21 protein-coding genes and 1 tRNA gene are annotated in these 22108 nt (G+C 56.1%); 13 read left to right on the top strand and 9 right to left on the bottom strand.

Features of this window, described 5'->3' with window-relative positions; genetic code table 11:
* The first annotated feature begins 14 nt into the window (after positions 1–14).
* Positions 15–1385 (top strand): signal recognition particle protein, encoded by a 1371-nt coding sequence (ffh, locus tag ASE07_RS07095; RefSeq protein ID WP_057290122.1) that lies wholly within the window; start codon positions 15–17, stop codon positions 1383–1385.
* Between the two features lie 728 nt (positions 1386–2113).
* On the top strand, positions 2114–2629 hold the full coding sequence (locus tag ASE07_RS07090) for an SWIB/MDM2 domain-containing protein (RefSeq protein WP_057290121.1): 516 nt from the start codon (positions 2114–2116) through the stop codon (positions 2627–2629).
* 153 nt (positions 2630–2782) lie between these two features.
* Here ASE07_RS07090 and ASE07_RS07085 read toward each other — a convergent pair whose 3' ends face one another.
* The gene (locus ASE07_RS07085) at positions 2783–3391 is read right to left on the bottom strand and encodes a lytic transglycosylase domain-containing protein (protein ID WP_057290120.1); all 609 of its coding nucleotides are present in this window, start codon (positions 3389–3391) and stop codon (positions 2783–2785) included.
* A 13-nt stretch (positions 3392–3404) separates the two neighbouring features.
* Positions 3405–5129 (bottom strand): proline--tRNA ligase, encoded by a 1725-nt coding sequence (locus tag ASE07_RS07080; RefSeq protein WP_057290119.1) that lies wholly within the window; start codon positions 5127–5129, stop codon positions 3405–3407.
* Positions 5130–5328: 199 nt separating this feature from the next.
* On the opposite strand from ASE07_RS07080, the gene ASE07_RS07075 reads away from it, so the two are divergent.
* Positions 5329–5913, top strand: a complete 585-nt coding sequence (locus tag ASE07_RS07075) for an RNA pyrophosphohydrolase (RefSeq protein WP_057290118.1) — start codon at positions 5329–5331, stop codon at positions 5911–5913.
* 55 nt (positions 5914–5968) lie between these two features.
* Positions 5969–6523 (top strand): CNP1-like family protein, encoded by a 555-nt coding sequence (locus tag ASE07_RS07070; protein ID WP_235548369.1) that lies wholly within the window; start codon positions 5969–5971, stop codon positions 6521–6523.
* Between the two features lie 59 nt (positions 6524–6582).
* On the opposite strand, the gene proB is transcribed toward ASE07_RS07070, so the two are convergent.
* From proB to rplU, 4 genes are all read right to left on the bottom strand, one after another.
* On the bottom strand, positions 6583–7701 hold the full coding sequence (gene proB, locus ASE07_RS07065) for a glutamate 5-kinase (protein WP_057290117.1): 1119 nt from the start codon (positions 7699–7701) through the stop codon (positions 6583–6585).
* Positions 7702–7817: 116 nt separating this feature from the next.
* Positions 7818–8927, bottom strand: coding sequence for a GTPase ObgE (gene obgE, locus ASE07_RS07060; protein WP_057290116.1), 1110 nt, complete (start codon positions 8925–8927; stop codon positions 7818–7820).
* 104 nt (positions 8928–9031) lie between these two features.
* Positions 9032–9289, bottom strand: coding sequence for a 50S ribosomal protein L27 (gene rpmA / locus ASE07_RS07055; protein WP_057290115.1), 258 nt, complete (start codon positions 9287–9289; stop codon positions 9032–9034).
* Between the two features lie 42 nt (positions 9290–9331).
* A complete protein-coding gene (gene rplU, locus ASE07_RS07050; RefSeq protein ID WP_057290114.1) occupies positions 9332–9643 on the bottom strand; it encodes a 50S ribosomal protein L21 in 312 nt (103 codons plus the stop codon).
* Positions 9644–9876: 233 nt separating this feature from the next.
* Here rplU and ispB point away from each other — a divergent pair, with 233 nt between their 5' ends.
* From ispB to yacG, 9 genes are all read left to right on the top strand, one after another.
* Entirely contained in the window at positions 9877–10866 is a 990-nt protein-coding gene (gene ispB / locus ASE07_RS07045; RefSeq protein ID WP_057290113.1) for an octaprenyl diphosphate synthase, read from the top strand.
* A 37-nt stretch (positions 10867–10903) separates the two neighbouring features.
* A tRNA-Pro gene (locus ASE07_RS07040) sits at positions 10904–10980 on the top strand.
* Positions 10981–11079: 99 nt separating this feature from the next.
* Positions 11080–12345 carry an HlyC/CorC family transporter gene (locus ASE07_RS07035; RefSeq protein WP_057290112.1) on the top strand — a complete coding sequence of 422 codons (1266 nt, stop codon included), beginning with the start codon at positions 11080–11082 and terminating at the stop codon, positions 12343–12345.
* Between the two features lie 179 nt (positions 12346–12524).
* Entirely contained in the window at positions 12525–14255 is a 1731-nt protein-coding gene (pilB, locus tag ASE07_RS07030) for a type IV-A pilus assembly ATPase PilB (protein WP_057290111.1), read from the top strand.
* A gap of 13 nt (positions 14256–14268) precedes the next feature.
* On the top strand, positions 14269–15501 hold the full coding sequence (locus tag ASE07_RS07025) for a type II secretion system F family protein (protein ID WP_057290110.1): 1233 nt from the start codon (positions 14269–14271) through the stop codon (positions 15499–15501).
* Positions 15502–15808: 307 nt separating this feature from the next.
* Positions 15809–16678 (top strand): prepilin peptidase, encoded by an 870-nt coding sequence (locus ASE07_RS07020; protein ID WP_057290109.1) that lies wholly within the window; start codon positions 15809–15811, stop codon positions 16676–16678.
* Between the two features lie 10 nt (positions 16679–16688).
* Complete coding sequence (gene coaE / locus ASE07_RS07015; protein ID WP_156396446.1) at positions 16689–17312, top strand: dephospho-CoA kinase; 624 nt, start codon at positions 16689–16691, stop codon at positions 17310–17312.
* Between the two features lie 148 nt (positions 17313–17460).
* Positions 17461–18216: a cell division protein ZapD gene (gene zapD, locus ASE07_RS07010; protein ID WP_057290107.1), complete on the top strand. Its 756-nt coding sequence runs from the start codon at positions 17461–17463 to the stop codon at positions 18214–18216.
* An 8-nt stretch (positions 18217–18224) separates the two neighbouring features.
* Complete coding sequence (gene yacG, locus ASE07_RS07005) at positions 18225–18410, top strand: DNA gyrase inhibitor YacG (protein WP_057290106.1); 186 nt, start codon at positions 18225–18227, stop codon at positions 18408–18410.
* Positions 18411–18582: 172 nt separating this feature from the next.
* Here yacG and ASE07_RS07000 read toward each other — a convergent pair whose 3' ends face one another.
* The 3 genes from ASE07_RS07000 to ASE07_RS06990 all read right to left on the bottom strand — a co-directional run bounded on the left by ASE07_RS07000 (position 18583) and on the right by ASE07_RS06990 (position 22102).
* The gene (locus tag ASE07_RS07000; RefSeq protein ID WP_057290105.1) at positions 18583–20148 is read right to left on the bottom strand and encodes a sigma 54-interacting transcriptional regulator; all 1566 of its coding nucleotides are present in this window, start codon (positions 20146–20148) and stop codon (positions 18583–18585) included.
* 110 nt (positions 20149–20258) lie between these two features.
* Entirely contained in the window at positions 20259–20810 is a 552-nt protein-coding gene (locus tag ASE07_RS06995; protein WP_057290104.1) for a helix-turn-helix domain-containing protein, read from the bottom strand.
* Positions 20807–22102, bottom strand: a complete 1296-nt coding sequence (locus tag ASE07_RS06990; RefSeq protein WP_057290103.1) for a D-amino acid dehydrogenase — start codon at positions 22100–22102, stop codon at positions 20807–20809. The genes ASE07_RS06995 and ASE07_RS06990 overlap by 4 nt, the downstream gene beginning before the upstream one ends.
* Positions 22103–22108: the final 6 nt, after the last annotated feature.

The following is a 22108-nucleotide window of genomic DNA, read 5'->3' as shown; positions in this document are numbered from 1 at the left end:
AGATACCCTAACCCATGCTCGATAATCTCACCCAACGGCTAGCCAAAGTCGTGAAAACGATGCGCGGTGAAGCGCGTCTGACTGAATCGAATACCGCGGAAATGCTACGCGAAGTACGGCTTGCCCTGCTTGAGGCGGACGTCGCCCTGCCTGCGGTCCGCGAATTCATCGCCCGCGTGAAAGAAAAAGCCGTCGGCGAGGAAGTCGTCGGCTCTCTGACACCGGGCCAGGCGCTGGTCGGCGTGGTACAGCGCGAACTGGCGTCCATCATGGGCGCCGATCTCGGTCCCGATGCATCGCAGCTCAACTTTGCCACCCAGCCGCCGGCGGTCATCCTGATGGCCGGCCTGCAGGGTGCAGGTAAGACGACCACCGTCGGTAAGCTTGCAAAATTTCTCAAGGAACAGAAAAAGAAAAAGGTCCTGACGGTCTCTGCCGACGTGTACCGCCCTGCCGCGATTGGCCAGCTGGAGACAGTGACCGGACAGGTCGGCGCGGACTTTTTTCCGTCCAAGCCAACCGACAAGCCGGTCGACATCGCGCTCGCCGCACTCGACTATGCAAAGAAGCACTACCACGACGTCCTGATCGTCGACACCGCCGGCCGCCTCGGTATCGACGAAGCGATGATGCAGGAAATCGCGGCACTGCACACTGCGCTCAAGCCGATCGAAACCCTGTTCGTGGTCGACGCGATGCTCGGCCAGGACGCCATCAATACCGCCAAAGCCTTCAACGATACCCTGCCCCTGACCGGTGTGGTACTCACCAAACTTGACGGCGATGCCCGAGGCGGCGCCGCGCTGTCGGTGCGCCATATCACTGGCAAGCCGGTGAAGTTTGCGGGCGTGGCGGAAAAACTGGACGGCCTCGAAGCCTTCGACCCCAACCGCATGGCCAACCGAATTCTCGGCATGGGCGATATCCTGGCGCTGGTGGAAGAGGCCAAGAAAGGCGTCGATGTTGCCGCGGCTAAAGACCTGGCGGACAAGATCAAGGGCGGCGGCAAATTCGACCTGAACGATTTCAAGTCCCAGATCAGCCAGATGAAGAAGATGGGTGGACTGTCCAGCCTGCTCGATAAGCTGCCGGCCCAATTCCAGCAGGCGGCGGGAAATGCCGACATGGACCAAGCCGAAAAGCAGGTACGCCGGATGGAAGGCATCATCAATTCGATGACCCCGCAGGAACGTGCCAAACCCGACCTGATCAAAGCATCGCGCAAGCGCCGGATTGCCGCCGGCGCGGGCGTCCAGGTCCAGGAAGTCAACCGCATGCTCGCCCAGTTCGAGCAAATGCAGTCGATGATGAAAAAGCTCAAGGGCGGCGGCATGATGAAAATGATGCGCGGCATGAAAGGCATGCTGCCCGGCGGAATGCGTTAAGTCGCTTTCGCGATTGTCCTGGAAGCCGGCGACCAAGCCGGCTTTTTTTCGCCCTGTCTGCACGGTGGTGCGTGCGCCTTGCAGAATGCCATAGCGTCTGGCGGGCCCAAGCACCCCTTACCGCCGTAGCCGCGTTGACCGAGTTTGCGTTCCTACGGCCAGTCTGTCTCTGGCGACTCCCCATTCACGACGGCCGATTCAAGCCCAATGGCTTATAGCGTGGCTTGCATCCAACGCGCACAGACGTAGGTTAGTAGCGCGCCGCGCTGTGAAAACGGCTCTGTCAGAGGGGAGACGACGCATCCAAACGGTGAAAGCCGCCTTACCAAATCGGTGATCAAGCGCGGGACATAAGGCCTGCCGGACAGCCGTATTCGTCGTGCGGATGTATCGTCGCGGCCTTGCCCTTACACCCCCTACCCCTCGGAGAGCCGCGCCCAGCGCGGCTCTCCGGCCTATCGACGTTTTTCGCGCCACGTCGATATGGCCTCACCAAGCGGTGCACTGCGGCGCCTTCCTCGCACGCTTCACTGCATCATGACTGTGCCATGCCCCTTTCACATAAGGTCGATATCGCATTTTCTCCTATGAAGATCGCGTCTCGCGCACTCCAAAAAATCATATGAAAACGATCAAAAAACACTTGCATACCTTGAAAAACCGCACCACTATTAGCGTTGCGTGATATGACGCAATTTCCCAACACACTTTGTGAAGGAGGCTTGAAGATGGCAACAGCCAAAAAACCCGCGGCCAAGGCAGCCGCCAAGAAGCCCGCTGCGAAGAAAGCCGCAGCAAAACCTGCAGCAAAAAAGGCCGCTCCGGCAAAGAAAGCAGCTCCTGCAAAAAAAGCAGCAGCCAAGCCGGTAGCAAAGAAAGCAGCAGCAAAACCCGCAGCCAAGAAAGCCGCTCCGGCAAAGAAAGCAGCTCCTGCGAAAAAGGCAGCAGCCAAGCCGGTAGCAAAGAAAGCAGCAGCAAAACCGAAGGCCGCACGCAAGCCGAATGCAGCGTTCATGAAGCCGATGACGCCATCCGCTACCTTGGGTGCAGTGATTGGTGCCAATCCGCTGCCGCGTACTGAAGTCACCAAGAAGGTTTGGGACTACATCAAGAAGAACAAGCTGCAAGATGATGCCAACAAGCGCATGATCAATGCGGATGACAAGCTGAAAGCTGTGTTTGGCGGGAAGAAGCAAGTGTCGATGTTCGAAATGACGAAACTCATTTCCAATCACCTGCAATAATCTCTCTTTCCAGAGGCCAAACAAAAACGCCCGCATCGCGCGGGCGTTTTTGTTTTTACAGCTGAAAATACCGCTGAATAAGCCATGAGCCGGACGGTCGGCTCTTCACATCGGCCTTGCCTGACCGAAGCAGGACGAACGCGCTCCAAGGACTTACTGTTTGAATTCCCAATTCTTCCATGCCGCCAGTACGGCATTCGGATACTCCGGCTTGCCCCGACTACCGTTGTAACGGCCGAGCGCCAGATAGAGGTCGCCGCGTTCAATGTCGAGGTAAAGCCGCAGGATGGAGCAGCCGTAGCGGAGGTTGGTCTGCATGTGGAACAGCTTTTTGCGATCGCCGTCACCGATGACACGAGTCCAGAATGGCATGACTTGCATATAACCGTGTGCGCCTACCGGCGACACGGCATATTTCCGGAAGGCGGATTCGACCTGGATCAGGCCGAGAACCATGGCAGGATCAAGGCCGGCCCGCTTGGCCTCATACCACGCTGTCTGCAGAAATTCACGCCGGATCTGCATGTCAGGCATGCGCTTCTTCAGCCGCTCGGACATTTCACCCAACCAGTGCAGGTATTTGATGCGCTCCTGGATATCCGGAAATTCAGTCCTGGGGGGACGGGTGTCGCTGATGGACCGTGCCAGCGCCAGCCGGACCGAGTCGGCCAGCGCTTCTTCCTTCTGGTTGCCGGCACGGGCGTCAGCAGCTATCCACAGCGCCAGGGCGACTGCCAGCAGGCGCAAGTAAAATTGCGTCACGTCGAGGCTATCCTCACGCGCTGAGACGCGCCTGAACGAAAGCGAGCATCTCGGCTGCAGGCACCGGGGTCGCAGCAGCATCGCGGCGCCCCTGGTATTCAAGCTTGCCTTCCTTGAGTCCGCGCTCGCCGACCACCACGCGATGCGGCACGCCGATCAATTCCCAATCGGCGAGCATGACACCCGGACGTTCGCCACGGTCATCGAGAATGACATCAACGCCGGCAGCAAGCATGGCCTCATACAGCTTGTCAGTCTCGGCCTTCACGGCTTCACTGCGGTCGTAACCCATCGGGCACAGGACGACTGCGAACGGCGCGATTGAGGCCGGCCAGATGATGCCCTTGTCGTCAAAATTCTGCTCGATTGCCGCGCCCAGAATGCGTGTGACACCAATGCCGTAGCAGCCCATCTGCATGAACTGCGGCTTGCCGGTTTCATCCAGGTAGGTCGCGTTCATGTCTTTCGAATACCGGGTGCCGAGCTGAAATACGTGACCAACCTCGATCCCGCGCTGGATCGCGAGCACACCCTTGCCGTCCGGAGACGGGTCTCCCTCCACCACGTTGCGCAAGTCGGCTACGACAGGCTCAGGAATATCACGTCCCCAATTCACGCCGGTATAGTGGAAATCTTCTTCGTTGGCACCGCAAACGAAGTCGGCCATGGCGACGACCGTCCGATCGGCAACAAGCTTTATCGGTTTTTTGGGGCCTATGGGTCCAAGGTATCCAGGCTTGGTGCCGAACCATTCCAGGATTTCAGCTTCGCTGGCGAACCGATAATTGGTCAGGCCGGGAATCTTGCTGGCCTTGACCTCATTAAGCTCATGGTCGCCGCGTAGCAATAACAGCCAGACTTCCTTGTCGGCGTCTTCCTTTTCGACGGTCAGTACGATGGACTTTACCGTCTGCGATAAAGGCAGGTTCAGCAACTCGGCAACATGTTCACATTTTGCCTTGCCCGGTGTCGGTGTCTTCACAAGCGGCTGTGTGGCCGCAGCGCGCGGAGCTAAAGGTGCGACGGCTTCAGCTGCTTCCATATTGGCCGCATAGTCGGACTGCGGGCAATAAACGAGAGCATCTTCGCCGGTATCGGCAATCACGTGGAACTCATGCGAACCGGAACCGCCGATCGCGCCATTATCGGCGGCGACCGCACGGAACTGCAGCCCGAAGCGATCGAAGATACGGACATAGGCGTCGTACATGATCTTGTAAGAATTCTGCATTCCTTCAACATCCCGGTCGAACGAATATGCATCCTTCATTGTGAATTCGCGACCACGCATCAGGCCGAAGCGCGGGCGGCGTTCATCGCGGAACTTGGTCTGGATATGGTAGAAGTTGATCGGCAACTGGCGATAGGACTTGATATCCATGCGGACAACATCGGTGACGACTTCTTCGGAAGTCGGCTGGATTGCATAGTCGCGGCCATGGCGATCCTTGACGCGCATCAGTTCCGGCCCCATCTTGTCCCAGCGGCCGGTTTCCTGCCAAAGCTCTGCGGGTTGAACAACCGGCATCAGCATCTCGATGGCACCGGCCCGGTTCATTTCTTCGCGCACGATGTTTTCCACCTTGCGGATCACGCGCAAACCCATGGGCATATAGGTATAGATGCCAGAGCCGAGACGTTTGATCATCCCGGCGCGCATCATGAGTTTATGGCTGATGATTTCGGCGTCCGATGGAGCTTCTTTAAGGGTAGAAATAAAAAATCGTGATGCGCGCATGACGGTGAATTCTTTTTAAAAAGAGAGGGTTATAATCAACTCAATTTTAAAGGATTAGCTGGCTGATGCATCCATTACCGACATATTTGATTCACGCTGCCACCCGAAAGCGGGGGGGGCATGATGCCTGCGCTATCCGGCGCATGCAAAATTTGTAACGATGAGGGTGATCTAGCCGCAGAAAGTTTTGAGGTGCAACATGCTGGACCGTGAAGGCTTTCGCCCGAACGTCGGCATTATCCTCCTGAACACCCATAACGAGGTGTGGTGGGGAAAAAGGGTGCGCGAACATTCGTGGCAGTTTCCGCAAGGCGGCATCAAGTTCGGAGAGACACCCGAACAGGCGATGTTCCGCGAACTGGAGGAAGAAGTCGGCCTGAAGGCTGAACATGTAAAAATCATCGGACGTACGCGCGACTGGCTGCGCTACGAAGTTCCCGACCGCTTTATTAAAAGGGAAATCCGTGGTCATTACCGTGGACAGAAGCAGATCTGGTTCTTGTTGCGCATGGTGGGCCGTGATTGTGATATCAACTTGCGCGGTACCGATCATCCGGAATTCGATGCATGGCGCTGGCATGATTACTGGGTGCCGCTGGACGTTGTCATCGAGTTCAAGCGCGAGGTGTACCAAAAGGCATTGCAGGAACTATCACGCTTCCTGACCCGGCCTTCTCATGGTGTAGGTGGACAACGCCACGGTGCAAGATACCTGAGGCAGAACCATGCTGCGCGTCAGACGGGTGAAACACAACCTCCCGCCGCCAAGCCGAAGCAGGAATAATCGGTTCTTTGCCTTTACGCTCAAATTAATGGTGAGCCATGCTGAAGAAATCGGCATGGCTCAAAGAAAGGATATTGCCATGCCCGCAGGAGTCATCCGTGCAGCTGCGTTGTGCGCACTCGTGCTAGCCGCCGCTGCCGTTCAGGCGCAATCGCGTTTCGAAGAAGATTTCAACGATGAAGACAAACCGTGGCAGGAAATTGCGGTCCAGCTCCCGCCTGCGCCAAAGCAAGAAAACCTGTTGCCGTTTTTCTCCAGTCCATCACAATCATTCGCCATTGATTCGACTTCCGTCTCGGTCGGTACCGACGGGGTGGTTCGCTATGTACTGGTGGCGTTGAGCACTGGCGGTGCCAGAAATGTCAGCTACGAAGGTATCCGTTGTGCGGCGTTCGAACACAAGTTGTATGCGTTTGGTCAACAGGATGGCTCCTGGTCACGCTCGCGACGCGATCAGTGGGAGCGTATCTCAGGTAATAGCGTCAACCGGCACCATGCCGTGTTGGCAAAAGACTATTTTTGTGAGCAGCTGATGGTTGCCGGCAATGCTAGGCAGATGGTTGACCGTATTCGGGAGAAAAAGCCGATGACGTCAGAAAATTACCGCTGACCGGCTTCGCTTAACAAATCGACACGGCAAAGCTTGGCAAGGCGCTTTGCGCAGGCTTGTTACAACAGCACCATGTTATCCCGATGCACAAGTTCCGGCTCTTCGACGAAGCCGAGAATGGACAGGATTTCAGTCGATGGCCTCCGCATGATGCGACGGGCCTCGGAACTTGCATAATTGCTCATGCCGCGCGCTACCGGGCGTCCGTTTTCATCGATACACGTAATCACGTCCCCTCGTCCGAAGTCGCCTGCGACTTCGATGACACCGATAGGCAACAGTGACTTGCCTTCCGCAGTGAGCTTCTGAACCGCACCTGCATCCAATACCACTTTACCTGCGGTCTGCAGGTGATCCGCCATCCATTGCTTGCGAGCGGTCAGTTGCGCTGTCTGCGCTGTTAACTGGGTACCGATTGCTTCGCCGGTAGCAAGCCTGGTCAATACCTGCTCTTCCCTGCCCCAGGCAATCACCGTATGTGCGCCCGACGTTGCTGCACGCTTGGCAGCGAGAATCTTGGTCAGCATGCCGCCACGGCCAATACCGGTTCCGGCCCCGCCCGCCATTGCTTCCAGCGTGGGATCTCCAGCTTTCGCTTCATGGACGAATTCAGCGGCGGGATTTCTGCGTGGATCGGCCGTGTACAAGCCTTTCTGGTCCGTGAGAATGACAAGTGCATCACCTTCGATCAGGTTGGCTACCAGGGCGCCAAGGGTATCGTTGTCCCCGAACTTGATTTCATCGGTAACCACCGTATCGTTTTCATTAATGATAGGGATGACCCCGAATCGCAGCAGCGTGAACAACGTGGAGCGCGCATTCAGGTAACGCTCGCGGTCGGCAAGATCGGCATGCGTAAGCAGTACCTGCGCGGTACGCAAATTATGATGCCGAAAACTGGTTTCGTAGATCTGTGCCAGGCCCATTTGCCCGACGGCGGCACAGGCTTGCAATTCATGCACGCCGGTCGGCCGCTTCTCAAATCCCAGACGTTGCATGCCTTCGGCAATCGCACCTGAACTGACCAATACCACTTCCTTGCCAAGTGCCCGCAACTGCGCGATCTGCTCGGCCCACTTGGCAATCGCGCTACTGTCTAGGCCCTTGCCGTCATTGGTGACCAGCGACGAGCCGACTTTGATGATGATGCGTTTGGCTTTTTGAATAACTGAATTCATAGTAGGTGACGACAGCGCAGACAGCGGAGATGACGGACACGCCGAATACGTGAACGTCTCCCGTCGCCCGGCGCATCAGCCAACGCTGGCCAATGCAGCGGCCAGCGAAACAGACTCTATTCTATGACTTTAAAGCGTGGATCGTCCGGATCAATTGACGCGATGCCTCGCGCTTCTTCGACCATCTGCGTTTCTTCCGCACGATGTTCTTGCTGTCGCTGCTCTGCAAGGTATTCATAAATGGCGATGATCAAATCTTCACAGCCTTCACGTGTGAGTGCCGAAATTTCGAATACCGGGCCTTTCCAGCCAAAGCGCTTGATGAAATCCTTGACGCGTTTTTTGCGATCGTCTTCGGGCACCATGTCGAGCTTGTTCAGCACCAGCCAACGCGGCTTCTCATACAAGGATTCATCGTACTTCTTCAGTTCCTTGACGATGGCCTTCGCCTCCTTGACCGGATCGACGGTATCTTCGAATGGGGCCACGTCGACAATATGCAGCAGCAGACGTGTGCGCTGCAAATGCCGCAGGAACTGATGGCCAAGACCGGCGCCTTCCGCCGCGCCTTCGATCAAGCCTGGAATATCGGCAATGACGAAGCTCTTTTCGTGGCTGACGCGCACCACACCCAGATTTGGATGCAGGGTCGTGAACGGATAGTCGGCGATCTTGGGACGGGCATTCGACACCGCGGTAATGAAGGTCGATTTGCCGGCATTCGGCATACCGAGCAGACCGATATCGGCCAGCACCTTCAGCTCCAGCTTGAGCTCGCGATGTTCGCCTTCCTTGCCGTCAGTCTTCTGTCGTGGTGCACGGTTGGTCGAGGTCTTGAAATGAATATTGCCCCAGCCACCCTCGCCACCTTTTGCCAGCAAGACTACTTGTCCGTGGTCGGTCAGGTCGGCGATGATTTCGCCGCTATTGAAATCGCTGATTTGCGTACCGACCGGCATGCGCAGCATGACGTCGTCCGCGCCCTTGCCATAGCAATCGGAACCGCGACCATTCTCGCCATTCTTCGCCCTGTGCAGCTTGGAATACCGGTAGTCGACCAGCGTATTGATATTGCGATCCGCGATCGCCCAGATGCTGCCGCCCTTGCCGCCGTCGCCGCCGTCGGGTCCACCGAATGGCCGGAATTTTTCTCGGCAAAACGACGCGACGCCGTTACCGCCGTCCCCAGCAATGACTTCAATTTTTGCTTCGTCGATAAACTTCATAATTGCCGCCAAAAATACCCATAAAAACTAAAAAGGCCCTACCGTCGGCAGAGCCTTTTTATCGAAGGCTTTCGCCTTTGCTTGTGTTGTTGCAGGGTCGGCGATTACGCCGGCACTACCATCACGGTGTGGCGCTGCAGTGCGCCCTTGGTGGTGAACTGCACCTTGCCGTCGATCAGCGCGAACAGGGTGTGGTCCTTGCCCATGCCGACGTTTTCACCAGCATGCACGCGTGTGCCGCGCTGACGAATGATGATGCCGCCTGCATTGATGCTTTGGCCGCCGTAGACTTTGACGCCCAGTCGTTTCGACTCGGAATCGCGACCGTTGCGCGTGGTGCCGCCGCCTTTTTTGTGTGCCATTTAAGACTCCTTGGTATCCGGTTAGCTCGATGTTCGCTTGAATCAGGCGTTGATCGAGACGATTTGCAATTCGGTGTAATTTTGACGATGCCCTTGACGCTTCTGGTAGTGCTTGCGGCGGCGCATCTTGAAAATTTTGACCTTATCGTGGCGACCGTGCGCCACTACCGTAGCCTGGACCTTGGCACCTTCAACCAGCGGCGCACCGAATTTAATGGTGTCACCAGCGCCCACTGCGAGCACTTGATCAAGGGTGATTTCGGAACCAATGTCTGCCGGTATCTGTTCTACTTTAAGTTTTTCGCCAGCAGCAACTTTATACTGTTTGCCACCGGTTTTTATGACCGCGTACATGTGAAACCTCATCAAATATATGTAAATGAACTATTCTTTTTTCCGCTCCTGCCCTGTCAATCCGGTTGGATTCGGGAAAACCCCTGATTATACATAGACTTAGAACATGCGTCAAAAGACGTTTTCGGAAGTGCCGGACGGATATCATCAACGCCGTGACGATAAAAGCAATGCTGGCGAGTCCCTCTTGTCATCGTATAATTCCGCAAATTCACGCTTCCGCAGGTTTTATCTTGTCTGCCGCTCCACAACCCGCTACCCAAAACAGCATCATCGAACCGATTTCCGCCGACATGGAAGCCGTTAACACGGTCATCCGCCGGCAACTTCATTCTGAAGTACCTTTGGTCAACCAGATTGCGGAGTACATCATCAGTGCCGGCGGCAAGCGCATCCGGCCGGTACTCGTCCTGCTGGTTGCAAATGCTTTCGGGTATCGTGGTTCACATCATCATGACCTCGCGGCGGTGGTGGAATTTATCCATACCGCCACCCTGCTGCATGACGACGTGGTTGACGAATCGTCAATGCGGCGCGGGCGTGAAACAGCGAATGCGATGTTCGGCAATGCTGCCTCAGTGCTGGTTGGAGACTTCGTCTATTCCCGGGCATTTCAGATCATGGTTGCCGTTGGCAATATGCGGGTCATGCAAATCCTGGCCGATGCGACGAATGTGATCGCAGAAGGCGAAGTGCTGCAGCTGCTGAACATGCACGACCCGGACGTCACCGAAGAACGCTATCTGCAGGTTATCCGCTCCAAGACCGCCAAGCTGTTCGAAGCAGCGGCACAGCTTGGCGCCCTGATCGCTGGCGCCAGTGAGACCGAAATCGATGCTGCCGCAGAGTATGGACGCTCCGTCGGTACGGCATTTCAACTGATCGACGATGTGCTTGATTACAGTGGGAATGCCGATGACATCGGCAAGAATGTGGGCGATGACCTGCGAGAAGGCAAGCCTACCCTGCCGCTGATTTATCTCATGCAACATGGCACCGATGAGCAGCGCCACCTGGTGCGTGCCTGCATACAAAACGGTGATGAGCAGCACTTTGACGAAATCCTGTCCGCGATCATAAATTCCGGCGCACTTGATTACACAAAACGGCAAGCCGAGAATGCGGCGAAACGCGCAGCGGACGCAATCGCAGCGCTCGGGAATAGCAAATTCAAGGATTCCCTGCTACAATTATGCGCTTTCGCGGTCGACCGTAACCACTAGGCGAATCCGCCTGTGAGTGTTTCGTCGCTACTGCAAGCGGGGTGTAGCTTAGCCTGGTAGAGCGCTACGTTCGGGACGTAGAGGCCGGAGGTTCGAATCCTCTCACCCCGACCAATTCTTTTATGGTTCGGAATGCTTCGGAATGCTTCGGACAGTTAGCCAGCATCATGGCTGTCCCGAATAACCTCTTCCATCCTTTCTCACGGTGACCCTTTGGATGCCGTTCCCTTATGGGCCCAAGTACTTGGGCTTGTCTTACTCCTCCTTCTATCTGGTTTTTTTTCGATTTCTGAAACGGCGATGATGGCCTTGAGCCGCTATCGCATGCGGCATCTCGCCTCGACCGGAAACCGGCGCGCCACCCTGGTCCTCCAGTTACTGGAGGAAACGGAACGTCTGCTCGGCGTCATCCTTCTCGGCAATAACCTGATCAACTCGGCCGCCTCGGCACTGGCTGCAGCCTTTGCCATCTATTATTTCGGCCAAAGCAAATATGCGCTCGCTGTCGCATCGACCGGAGTTTCGTTCGCCATCATTATCTTTGCTGAAATTACGCCAAAGGTGATCGGCGCGGCGCATCCGGAACGGATTGCCATGCTCGTCGCCCCGGTCTTGCGATTTCTCATGGTCATCATGAATCCGCTGGTATGGCTGACCAACCTGATCGTTGGCTTCCTGCTCCGCATACTGCGAGTAGAGCAAAGAAGTACAGATACGGCCGTGTCAACAGAAGAATTGCGTTCAATCGTCATGGAAAGCGGGCACTTCATTCCGCGAAAACATAAGAGCATCCTGCTCAATCTGTTTGCACTTGAAGACCTGTCGGTCGAGGACGTCATGACACCGCGTGCCCAGATCGAAGCCCTGAACATTGCGATGCCAGTCGAGGAAATTCTGCACCAGCTGACGACGTGCTACCACAATAAGTTGCCGGTCTACGAAGGCGAAATCAATCGCGTCATTGGCATTCTTCACGTGCGTAAGGCGATTGCATTACTTGATCAGGAAGACGAACTCAATGCCGAGCATTTCCGCCAACTGCTGACGCCACCCTATTTCATTCCCGAAGACACGGGCGTCTTCACGCAACTCCAGTATTTTCAGGAAAATCATGAGCGCCTGGGCATCATCGTCGATGAGTACGGCGAGGTTCAGGGCTTGGTGACGCTGGAAGACATCATCGAGGAGATGATCGGAGAATTCACTACTTCCATGCCGGGCGCTGCACGGGCTGAAGGCTTTTGCTGGGATGCCAAGGGCGAATGCCTGGTCGAAGGAACGACCACGCTGCGCGACATTAACAAACATCTTGGGCTGACGCTGCCCGTCGACGGCCCCAAGACACTCAATGGCCTGCTGCTGGAGGAATTGCGCGACATTCCAGAGGCACTGGTCAGTCTGAAGATCGCCGACTGCATCGTCGAAATCGTGCAGGTTCAGAACCAGTCCATCAAGGTCGTCAAGCTGATCAAATTCTGACGTCGGCACCTGCCGCACCTGCTGGGCGCGACATCTGTTTCCCGGAAGTGACACACACAAGACACACTTGGCACCATCTTGATGTCACTTTGGCACAATACCTTTACAAATTAGATGCCTGTAGGCATCATCTAATGCAACTTGGACGATTCTGACCTCAACACGGCTCAATAACATACATGGCGGCGGTACTTCCCAATCAGCCCACAAGTGCGGCCCTTCCCAGCCTTGCCCGTGCTTTGGTACAGGCAGGCAAGCTCACTGCACAGCAGGCTGACGCCCTGAACAAACAGGCGACAGCAGAGAAAGTGCCATTCATCGATGTGCTGATCGATAGCGGCAGCATCGACGCGCGCGCTCTTGCCTCGTTTTGTTCCGATACGTTTGGTTATCCTCTGGTCGACTTTTCAGTTTTCAACCTGAACTACCTGCCAGCGAACGTCATCGACATCAAGCTGGTGCAGAAACAGCGTGTGGTCGCGCTCGCCAAGCGAGGCAACAAGCTATCGGTCGCCATTTCGGACCCGACCAATACCCACATTCTCGACCAGATCAAGTTCCAGACCGAGCTGACCGTCGAACCGGTGATTGTTGAACATCGGGCGCTGGTACAGCTGATCGACAAACTGGGCAAAAGCACCGAAGAAAACCTGAGCGACCTGATCGGTGATGATCTCGATATCGACCTGACCGATGAAGAAGTCGCCGCAGCCGCCTCGAGCGAAGCCCAAAGCGCGGATATCGACGATGCGCCGGTGGTCAAGTTCCTGCAAAAGATTTTGCTGGATGCGATCAATATGGGCGCATCCGATCTCCATTTCGAACCGTTCGAAAAGTTTTACCGTATTCGTTTTCGCGTCGATGGCGTATTGAAAGAAATTGCGCAACCACCGCTGGCAATCAAGGAAAAGCTGGCATCGCGCATCAAGGTGATTTCCAAGCTCGATATCTCTGAAAAGCGCGTGCCGCAAGATGGCCGCATGAAGCTGGTCGTGTCAAAGAACCGGGCGATCGATTTCCGTGTCAGCACACTGCCCACGCTCTTCGGCGAAAAGATCGTCATGCGTATCCTTGATCCCAGCCAGGCGCAGATGGGCATTGAGGCCTTGGGTTACGATCCGGATCAGAAGGAGCTGCTGCTCAAGGCGATCGAGCGCCCGTACGGCATGGTGCTGGTCACCGGGCCGACCGGCTCCGGCAAGACCGTCTCGCTGTACACCTGTCTCAACATCCTGAACAAACCGGGAATCAACATCTCGACCGCCGAGGATCCGGCTGAAATCAACCTGCCCGGCGTCAACCAGGTCAACGTCAATGACCGCGCGGGCCTGACCTTTGCTGCGGCACTGAAGGCTTTCCTGCGCCAGGATCCCGACATCATCATGGTGGGCGAGATTCGCGACCTGGATACCGCAGACATTGCCATCAAGGCAGCACAGACGGGTCACATGGTGTTTTCCACTCTGCACACCAACGATGCGCCGTCGACACTGACCCGCCTGATGAACATGGGCGTGGCGCCCTTCAATATCGCCTCCTCGGTCATCATGATTACCGCACAGCGCCTTGCACGGCGTCTGTGCACCTGCAAGCAACCGGTATCGATTCCGGATGAAGCTCTCCTGGAAGCCGGATTCAAGGAAGATGAACTTGACGGCACATGGATGCCGTACAAGCCTGTCGGCTGCGAACGATGCAGCGGCAGCGGCTACAAGGGCCGGGTGGGCATTTATCAGATCATGCCGATTTCCGAAGAGATCGAGCGCATTATTCTGGCTCACGGCACCGCATTGGAAATCGAAGAACAATCCCGCCGCGACGGTGTGAAGACACTGCGTGAATCAGGTCTGGTCAAGGTCAAGCAGGGCCTGACCAGCCTGGAAGAAGTACTCGGCTGCACCAACGAATAGTAAGGGGAAACGTATGGCAACCAGTGCCAGTAAAGGTGCGATGGCGACCGCCGTCAAGGAAACAGTCTATCTCTGGGAAGGCAAGGACAAGGCCGGCAAGGTCATCAAGGGCGAGTTACGCGCGGGCAGCGAAACCATCGTCAACGTGACACTGCGCCGCCAAGGCATTCTGGTCACCAAGCTCAAGAAGAAAACCTTCCGCAGCGGGAAGAAGATCAGCGACAAGGACATTACTCTGTTCACGCGTCAGCTCGCCACCATGATGAAGGCGGGGGTGCCGCTGCTGCAGTCCTTCGATATCGTCGGCAAGGGACATTCCAACCCCTCGGTGGCGAAGCTGATCCAGGATATCCGTACCGATATCGAAACTGGCAGCAGCCTGAACCAGGCGTTCCGCAAGTTTCCGCTGTATTTCGACAACCTGTTCTGTAACCTGGTCGCCGCAGGCGAGCAGGCGGGTATTCTTGAGGACCTGCTGACGCGGCTTGCGATCTACAAGGAAAAAACACAGGCCATCAAGGGCAAGATCAAATCGGCACTCTTCTATCCGATTTCCATCCTGGTGGTCGCCTTCGTGGTGACCTCGGTGATCATGATCTGGGTGGTCCCGGCGTTCAAGGAAGTGTTCAAAAGCTTTGGTGCGGACTTGCCGGCGCCAACCTTGTTTGTGATGGCAATTTCCGATTTCTTCGTCAGTTACTGGTACATTATTTTTGGCGGCCTGTTCTCCGGGCTGTACCTGTTCTTTCAATCGTGGCGGCGGTCCCAGAAGGTGCAGCGTTTCATGGACAAGGTCCTGCTGCAGGCGCCGATTTTCGGCGCGGTGATTCGCAAGGCGACAATTGCACGCTGGACGCGAACGCTGGCGACAATGTTTGCGGCCGGTGTTCCATTAGTCGAGTCGCTGGACTCGGTTGGCGGCGCATCGGGCAATACCATTTATATGGATGCCACTAAAAAGATTCAGACGGAAGTCAGTACCGGTACCAGCCTGACCGCTGCAATGCAGAACTCAAATGTCTTTCCGAATATGGTGACCCAGATGGTGTCCATTGGCGAGGAGTCCGGTGCGCTTGACCAAATGCTCGGCAAAGTGGCGGATTTCTATGAAGCCGAGGTGGATGAGGCCGTCGCATCGTTGTCCAGTTTGATGGAACCGCTCATCATGGCCATTCTTGGCGTGCTGATTGGCGGCCTGGTTATTGCGATGTACCTGCCAATCTTTAAACTGGGCGCAGTCGTCTGACCCACGATACCGCATGACTTCTCTTGAAACTCCTTCCGCCGCAAAGCCGAAGGAGTTTTTGTTTGGCATACGTGAATCGGGAATGGACCAGAGGCGCCTGGACATATAGGAAGCATTGCTGCTAGTTCACTTTCGCGCCTTATGTTTTAATATGCGCTCGCTTCGCGTAGACCACAACGCACACATTGCGGCGAGTGGCCGACGGTAGTACTTCATTAACCCTGTATCAATTAAATCATCAAAGCACATCATTCAGAAACCATTGCAAAGCGCTGGTTTTGGTGTGCAGCATAGCGAGGTAGGCTGAATGTTGTTTGACCCGTATCTTTTCGCGCCACCTGGCAGCCTGCTTCCAACCATATTGGCAGGCGTATTCGGCTTGCTGATCGGTAGTTTCCTCAACGTCGTGATTCATCGCCTGCCCAAGATGATGCAGCGTGAGTCCGATAACTATGTCGCGCATGAAAGCGGCAAGCCCTTGCCGCATACCGATCGCTACAACTTGATGGTGCCGCGTTCCTGCTGCCCGCATTGTGGCCACCAGATCACGGCTCTCGAAAACATCCCCGTGATCAGCTATCTGGTTCTGCGCGGTAAATGCAGGGGGTGCAAGGCGCCGATATCGGCACGTTACCCGATCGTTGAACTGCTGACAGGCACCTTGTCCGCCTTTCTGGTCTGGCGGTTCGGCAGCGGCGTGGCGGGACTCGCCACTTTGTTATTCGCTTACCTCCTGATCGCAATGACCTTTATCGACGCGGATACGCAGTTGCTGCCTGATGACCTGACGCTGCCGCTGCTTTGGTGTGGCCTCCTGATCAATTTGAATGGTGTATTTGTTCCGCTCAATGAAGCCGTGATTGGCGCCGCGGCCGGCTACCTGGTGCTGTGGGCCGTGTATTGGCTATTCAAACTGGCGACCGGCAAGGAAGGGATGGGATATGGCGACTTCAAGCTTCTCGGCGCGCTGGGTGCCTGGCTGGGCTGGAAAATGCTGCCGAGCATCATTCTGCTGTCCTCCCTGGTCGGCGCAGTCGTCGGTATTTCGCTGATCGCCTTTGCACGGCATGGTCGCAATAACCCGATTCCCTTTGGCCCTTATCTCGCGGCAGCAGGAGTGATCGCTCTGCTGTATGGCAAACCGCTGGCCGAGGCATACCTCGGTTTTCCGGTTTAACATGACGGGTATGGAACCAATCCCGAAACGCAGATTTTCGGTCGGCCTGACCGGCGGCATCGGCAGCGGCAAGACGACCGTTGCCGACATGCTGGCCGCACGTGGCGCTGCCGTCGTCGATACCGACCTGATAGCGCATCAATTAACGATGCCAGGCGGTTTGGCCATTCCCGAGATTCATGCACAGTTCGGTGCCGCTTTCCTGACTCCCGACGGTGCCATGAATCGTGCACGAATGCGAGAGTACGTCTTTGCCGAACCTGACGCCAAAGTACGACTGGAAGCCATACTCCACCCGCTGATCCGCATCGAAACCGAGCGCGCCGCCGCGGAAGCGCAGGGTGTCTACCTGATCTTTGTCGTACCCTTGCTGGTAGAGTCGCGTGGCTGGAAGGATCGCGTATCACGGGTATTGGTCGTTGATTGCCAGGAGGTTACGCAGGTAAGACGTGTCATGAGCCGAAGTGGCCTTACGGAGCCTCAGGTACACGCCATTATGGCGGCCCAGGTATCTCGTGAGGAGCGCCTGGCGGCGGCTGACGACGTGATCGACAACGATGGCGAGGCATCCGCGCTGATACCTCAGGTTGAACAGCTGCACGCACGGTATTTGGCTCTGGCGACCGCTTCCTGATCGAAGGGGTTGCGACTCGATGGATTTACCATTGAAGCGACACGTTTCGTTACGATTCATTTGACATGCAGGATTTGTAATTTTTCATGGCTTCGTTCAGAATCACGTAAATGTTTCCAGCCCACCTTTCCACCAAAGGGACGTCACTTTGATCATCTACGAATACCCTTTCAACGAGCGTATTCGCACACTGCTGCGGCTGGAGGACCTGTATGAGAAGTTCGTTTTTTTTCTCCATCAGGAACATGCCCTGCAGCACCATGTCGCGTTGTCGACCATCTTTGAAATGCTGGAAGTTGCCGGACGGGCGGATCTGAAGTCCGACTTGCTGCAGGAACTCGAACGGCAAAAACAGACTCTTTTAGGATTTAAGTCCAATCCAAACGTTCTTTCCGAGCGGCTGGATGAAGTGCTATCCGACATCGACCGCAGTAGCACGGCGCTGATGGCAGCTCAGGGCAGGACCGGACAAAACGTACGGGAGAATGAATGGCTGATGAGCATTCGCGGAAGAACCATCATTCCCGGTGGCGCCTGCGAATTCGACCTCCCCTCGTATTTTGCGTGGCAGCATCGTACGCCTCAGCAGCGTTATGACGATATTTCGCACTGGTTCGCACCATTAGCCCCACTGTTCGATGCGATCGGCGTTGTCCTGAAGCTGCTGCGTGAATCTGGTCGCACCGTGAACACCGTAGCCCAAGCGGGTAGCTATCAGCAAATGCTGCAAGGAAAGGTATATCAGATGCTTCGCCTGACCATTGATGGAGCACTGGGTGCGATTCCGGAAATATCGGCCAACAAGTACATGTTGTGGGTCCGCTTTACTTCGCAGGATGGCGATATGAAGCCAAAGTCCTTCGAGAGTGACGTCCCCTTTGAATTAACACTTTGCAATTTTTGAGGTAAACGATGACGACCGTAGTAGATTGCCCGACGTGCGGCAAAAAGGTCGAATGGAACGACAAAAACAAGTACCGCCCATTTTGCTCCGAGCGCTGCAAGCAGATCGACCTGGGTGCCTGGGCGGAAGAGAAATACACCATTCCTGCGGTAAATCCACCTGAAGATCTGGACGACGACACGTCGGCTCATTAACGCGGCTTCCGAACGGGATGGCTCTTTCCTATCGTTGTAGGGAGCGGTTGACTTACTCCGGCCACTTCGCTTTCGCATCATGGGCACCATTGATGCCGCTATTCAAATCGATCGGCCGAACACAGTGCCAATACCGGCCTCAGCCGGCATGGCACTGTCGCCCGCTCAAAAATCAATCCCCTCGATGACCCGGAATGCCGTACTTGCGCAACTTGTTCGCGATCATGGAGTGCGACGTCTTGAGCCGCTGAGCGAGCTTGCGGCTCGACGGGAATTGTGGATACAACTTCTGCAATAGCATGCGTTCGAAACCTGCCATCGAATGCTCCCAATCCTCCGCCGGTACAACGTCCCCAGTCAAGCCCATCAAGCCCAACTTGCTGTGCGGGTCCGGGAGGTCCAGGTCCGAGACATCCAGCATACGTTTGTCCGTCATGGTGATTGCCCGGAACACCACGTTCTGCAGCTGACGGACATTGCCCGGCCAGCTATTGGCAACCAGCGCCGCGCACGCCTGGGGATTGAGCCGACAAATCGGCTTTTGCGCCTGCGTGCAGGCGCGTTCAATGAAATGCCGTGCAAGCAGCAGGATGTCGTCCGGGCGTTCCCGAAGTGCGGGCATTTCTAATTGCAGTACGTTGAGACGGTAAAACAGATCTTCCCGAAACGCGCCTTCAGCCACCATCTTGCGTAGATTGCGGTGTGTCGCGCTGATGATGCGCACATTGACCTTGATCTCGCGATCGCTGCCGATTCGGCGGAATTTCCCGTCGTTCAGGAAACGCAGCAATTTGGCCTGCAAATACAGAGACATTTCGCCGATTTCATCGAGGAAAACGCTGCCCCCTTCCGCCATCTCGATCAATCCGGGCTTACCACCTCGTTCAGCACCCGTAAAGGCACCCGACATATAGCCGAACAGCTCGCTTTCCGCGAGACTTTCCGGCAACGCAGCGCAATTGAGCGCAAGGAATGGCGCGTTGGCACGCGGGCTGGCGGCATGGCAGGCTTGCGCAACCAACTCTTTGCCGGTCCCGGTTTCTCCGGTAATAAGCAAGGGCGCGTCGACCGTTGCCACGCGGGCGCCGCGCGCCTTGAGTGCACGGATTGCTTCGGACTCTCCAATGATGGAGTCAAAGCCTCCACCCGCATGCTGGAGGGCATGCAGACGACCGCCGAGGCGGCGTGGGGCATGCAGAGTAATCACGCCGCCGACAGTCTGGCCGAGGCTGGAGTCGACGGGTTCTGATACAGGGGTCGCCTCTAGCAGAAAAGGCTCGCCGTGTAGCCGCACTTCACGTGCGAGGGCATTGAACTTTCCGTTCACAAGTTCGGCATGCAGGGATGCTTCACCGAACAGAGCTTGCAACGTCCTGCCGTGCAAGTCATTTTCAGGCAGATGGGCAACGGCGGCTGCAGCGGCATTGGCAGCGACAATACTGCCACTGGCATCTACTGCCATTACCGGATCGGCCATCACCGCCATCAAGGTATCGAGGTGAAGTCGCCTGCGCGCGCCCGGCAACACGTCAACCACATCGACACCCCCGACACCGGCCACCTGCATGAAATCTTCACGCAGAGGTGGTAACAGATCCGGCGTCAGCTCCGGGATGTCGATAAAGACGTCTGATGAGTCGACTTCTACAGCCACTACATTCATATTGCGTCTGGCCAGAACAGCGAGAATTTCATGTGCGATGCCGACGCGGTCGGCGAACTGGACGTCTATCCGCATAATCTCCCGTTTCAATATTTCAGGTGTGTGCGCCACCCTGAAGGTGACGGACTGAGAATTTACTTTATCCCCTCGCTTCGGATGCGACAATAGTCACATCCGAAGTTTGGCTACAGCGGCTCCGGGATATAGTCGCGTGACTTTGACTTCAACATCTGGAAAGACCCCCCTGTCGATACCGCCTTGAGCTTGCCAAGATCAAACGACTGCAGATGCTGGAATACGACTTGATTGATTGCCATTGTGGCCTGCATTAGCAACAGGTCAACGCCGGCACGTGCAGGGGAATGGGTATCGTCTGACGAATCTTTTGGCCCTTCCGTTTTCTTCGTTGTTGCAGCATCGGGACGTGCAATCGAAACACTGCGAAAGACATCGGCCAGCGTGACCCTGCCTGGCGCCGCGGGGCAACTCCAGGCATCCTTGATCTTGTCGTCGGGATAAACCAGTCCACATACCTGCATGGTGCCCAGCAAGGTCCGGACACTTCGTGCCGTTTGTCCGGATGCCTCGGCAAGCGCCGCGGCGGTCATCGAGCGGGGATGCGCCATTACAAGGCGCGCCAGTACATCGATCGCCATGGAAAATCGTGTATGCAGCAAGGCGTCACCGAAAAGGAATTCCTGCACTGATGAGGGCTGCTCCGCGCCATGCGGGCTCATGCGCGCACCTCTTGCGGAACGCCGAAGGTACGGTTTGCACGGCTGTAGCGATTCATGAAAAGCCCTTCCGTATCGATCTCCGGAAGCCTTCCGGAAACGAGGTCGGCCAGCAGGCGGCCAGAGCCACACGCCATCGTCCATCCCAAGGTGCCATGCCCGGTGTTCAGGAAAAGATTGCCATACGGGGTTGGACCAACCACCGGTGTACCGTCCGGTGTCATGGGCCGCAAGCCCGCCCAGAACTCTGCGCGGCTCACATCGCCACCCAGCGGAAACAGATCGGTAACAGAATGCTCCAGCGTTTCACGCCTTGCTTTGCGCAGCGTAAGGTCATAACCGGCAATCTCTGCGGTACCGCCAACGCGTATGCGATCACCGAGACGTGTAATCGCTACCTTGTAGGTTTCATCCATGATGGTCGACTCTGGCGCGCCGGCAGCGTTCTCGATGGGTACGGTAATTGAATATCCCTTGATTGGGTAGACCGGAATGCGAATGCCAATGTCGCGCAAAAGCAGCGGAGAGTAACTTCCCAGCGCGAGCACATAGCTATCAGCCCGCAGTTCGCCAGTGGAGGTCTTGATCGAGGTGATCTTGCGGCCATCGGCAATCAATTTCTCTATTTTAACGTTGTACTTGAACACCACACCCGCTTGTTCGGCCAACTCTGCCAGACGCTGCGTAAACTTGAAGCAGTCGCCGGTTTCATCGTTCGGCAAGCGTAAGGCGCCAACGAACTTTCCTTTTACGTGTGCAAGGGCTGGTTCGACACCGATGCAACCGGCCGGATCGAGGACTTCGTAAGGCACGCCATATTGCTGCAGAACGGCAATGTCCTGTGCCGACGCATCGAGCTGCTTCTGCGTGCGGAATAGTTGCAAAGTGCCTTGTGTCCGATGGTCATAACTGATGCCGGTAGCGGCCCGCAATTCGATCAGGCAGTCGCGACTGTATTCCGCAAGCCTTACCATGCGGCCCTTGTTGGTTTCATAGCGGGAGGTAGTGCAATTTGCCAGCATCTGGAACACCCAACGCCACATGTCACGGTCGACACTGGGTTGGATTACGAGCGGGCTATGGCGCATCAACAGCCATTTGAGCGCCTTGACCGGAATGCCAGGCGCGGCCCACGGTGCGGAATATCCGGGAGAGACTTCGCCCGCATTGGCAAAGCTTGTTTCCAGCGCGGCGGCCGGCTGACGGTCCACGACCGTAACTTCATGCCCGGCCTGCGCCAGGTAATACGCGGATGCGGTGCCTATAACGCCGCTACCTAAAATAATGATCTTCACGATGTC

Origin of the sequence: Noviherbaspirillum sp. Root189, assembly GCF_001428545.1 — a bacterium.
Taxonomy (GTDB): domain Bacteria; phylum Pseudomonadota; class Gammaproteobacteria; order Burkholderiales; family Burkholderiaceae_D; genus Noviherbaspirillum.
The sequence above is the reverse complement of the archived record's forward strand: the minus strand, read 5'-3'. Positions and strand labels throughout refer to the sequence as shown.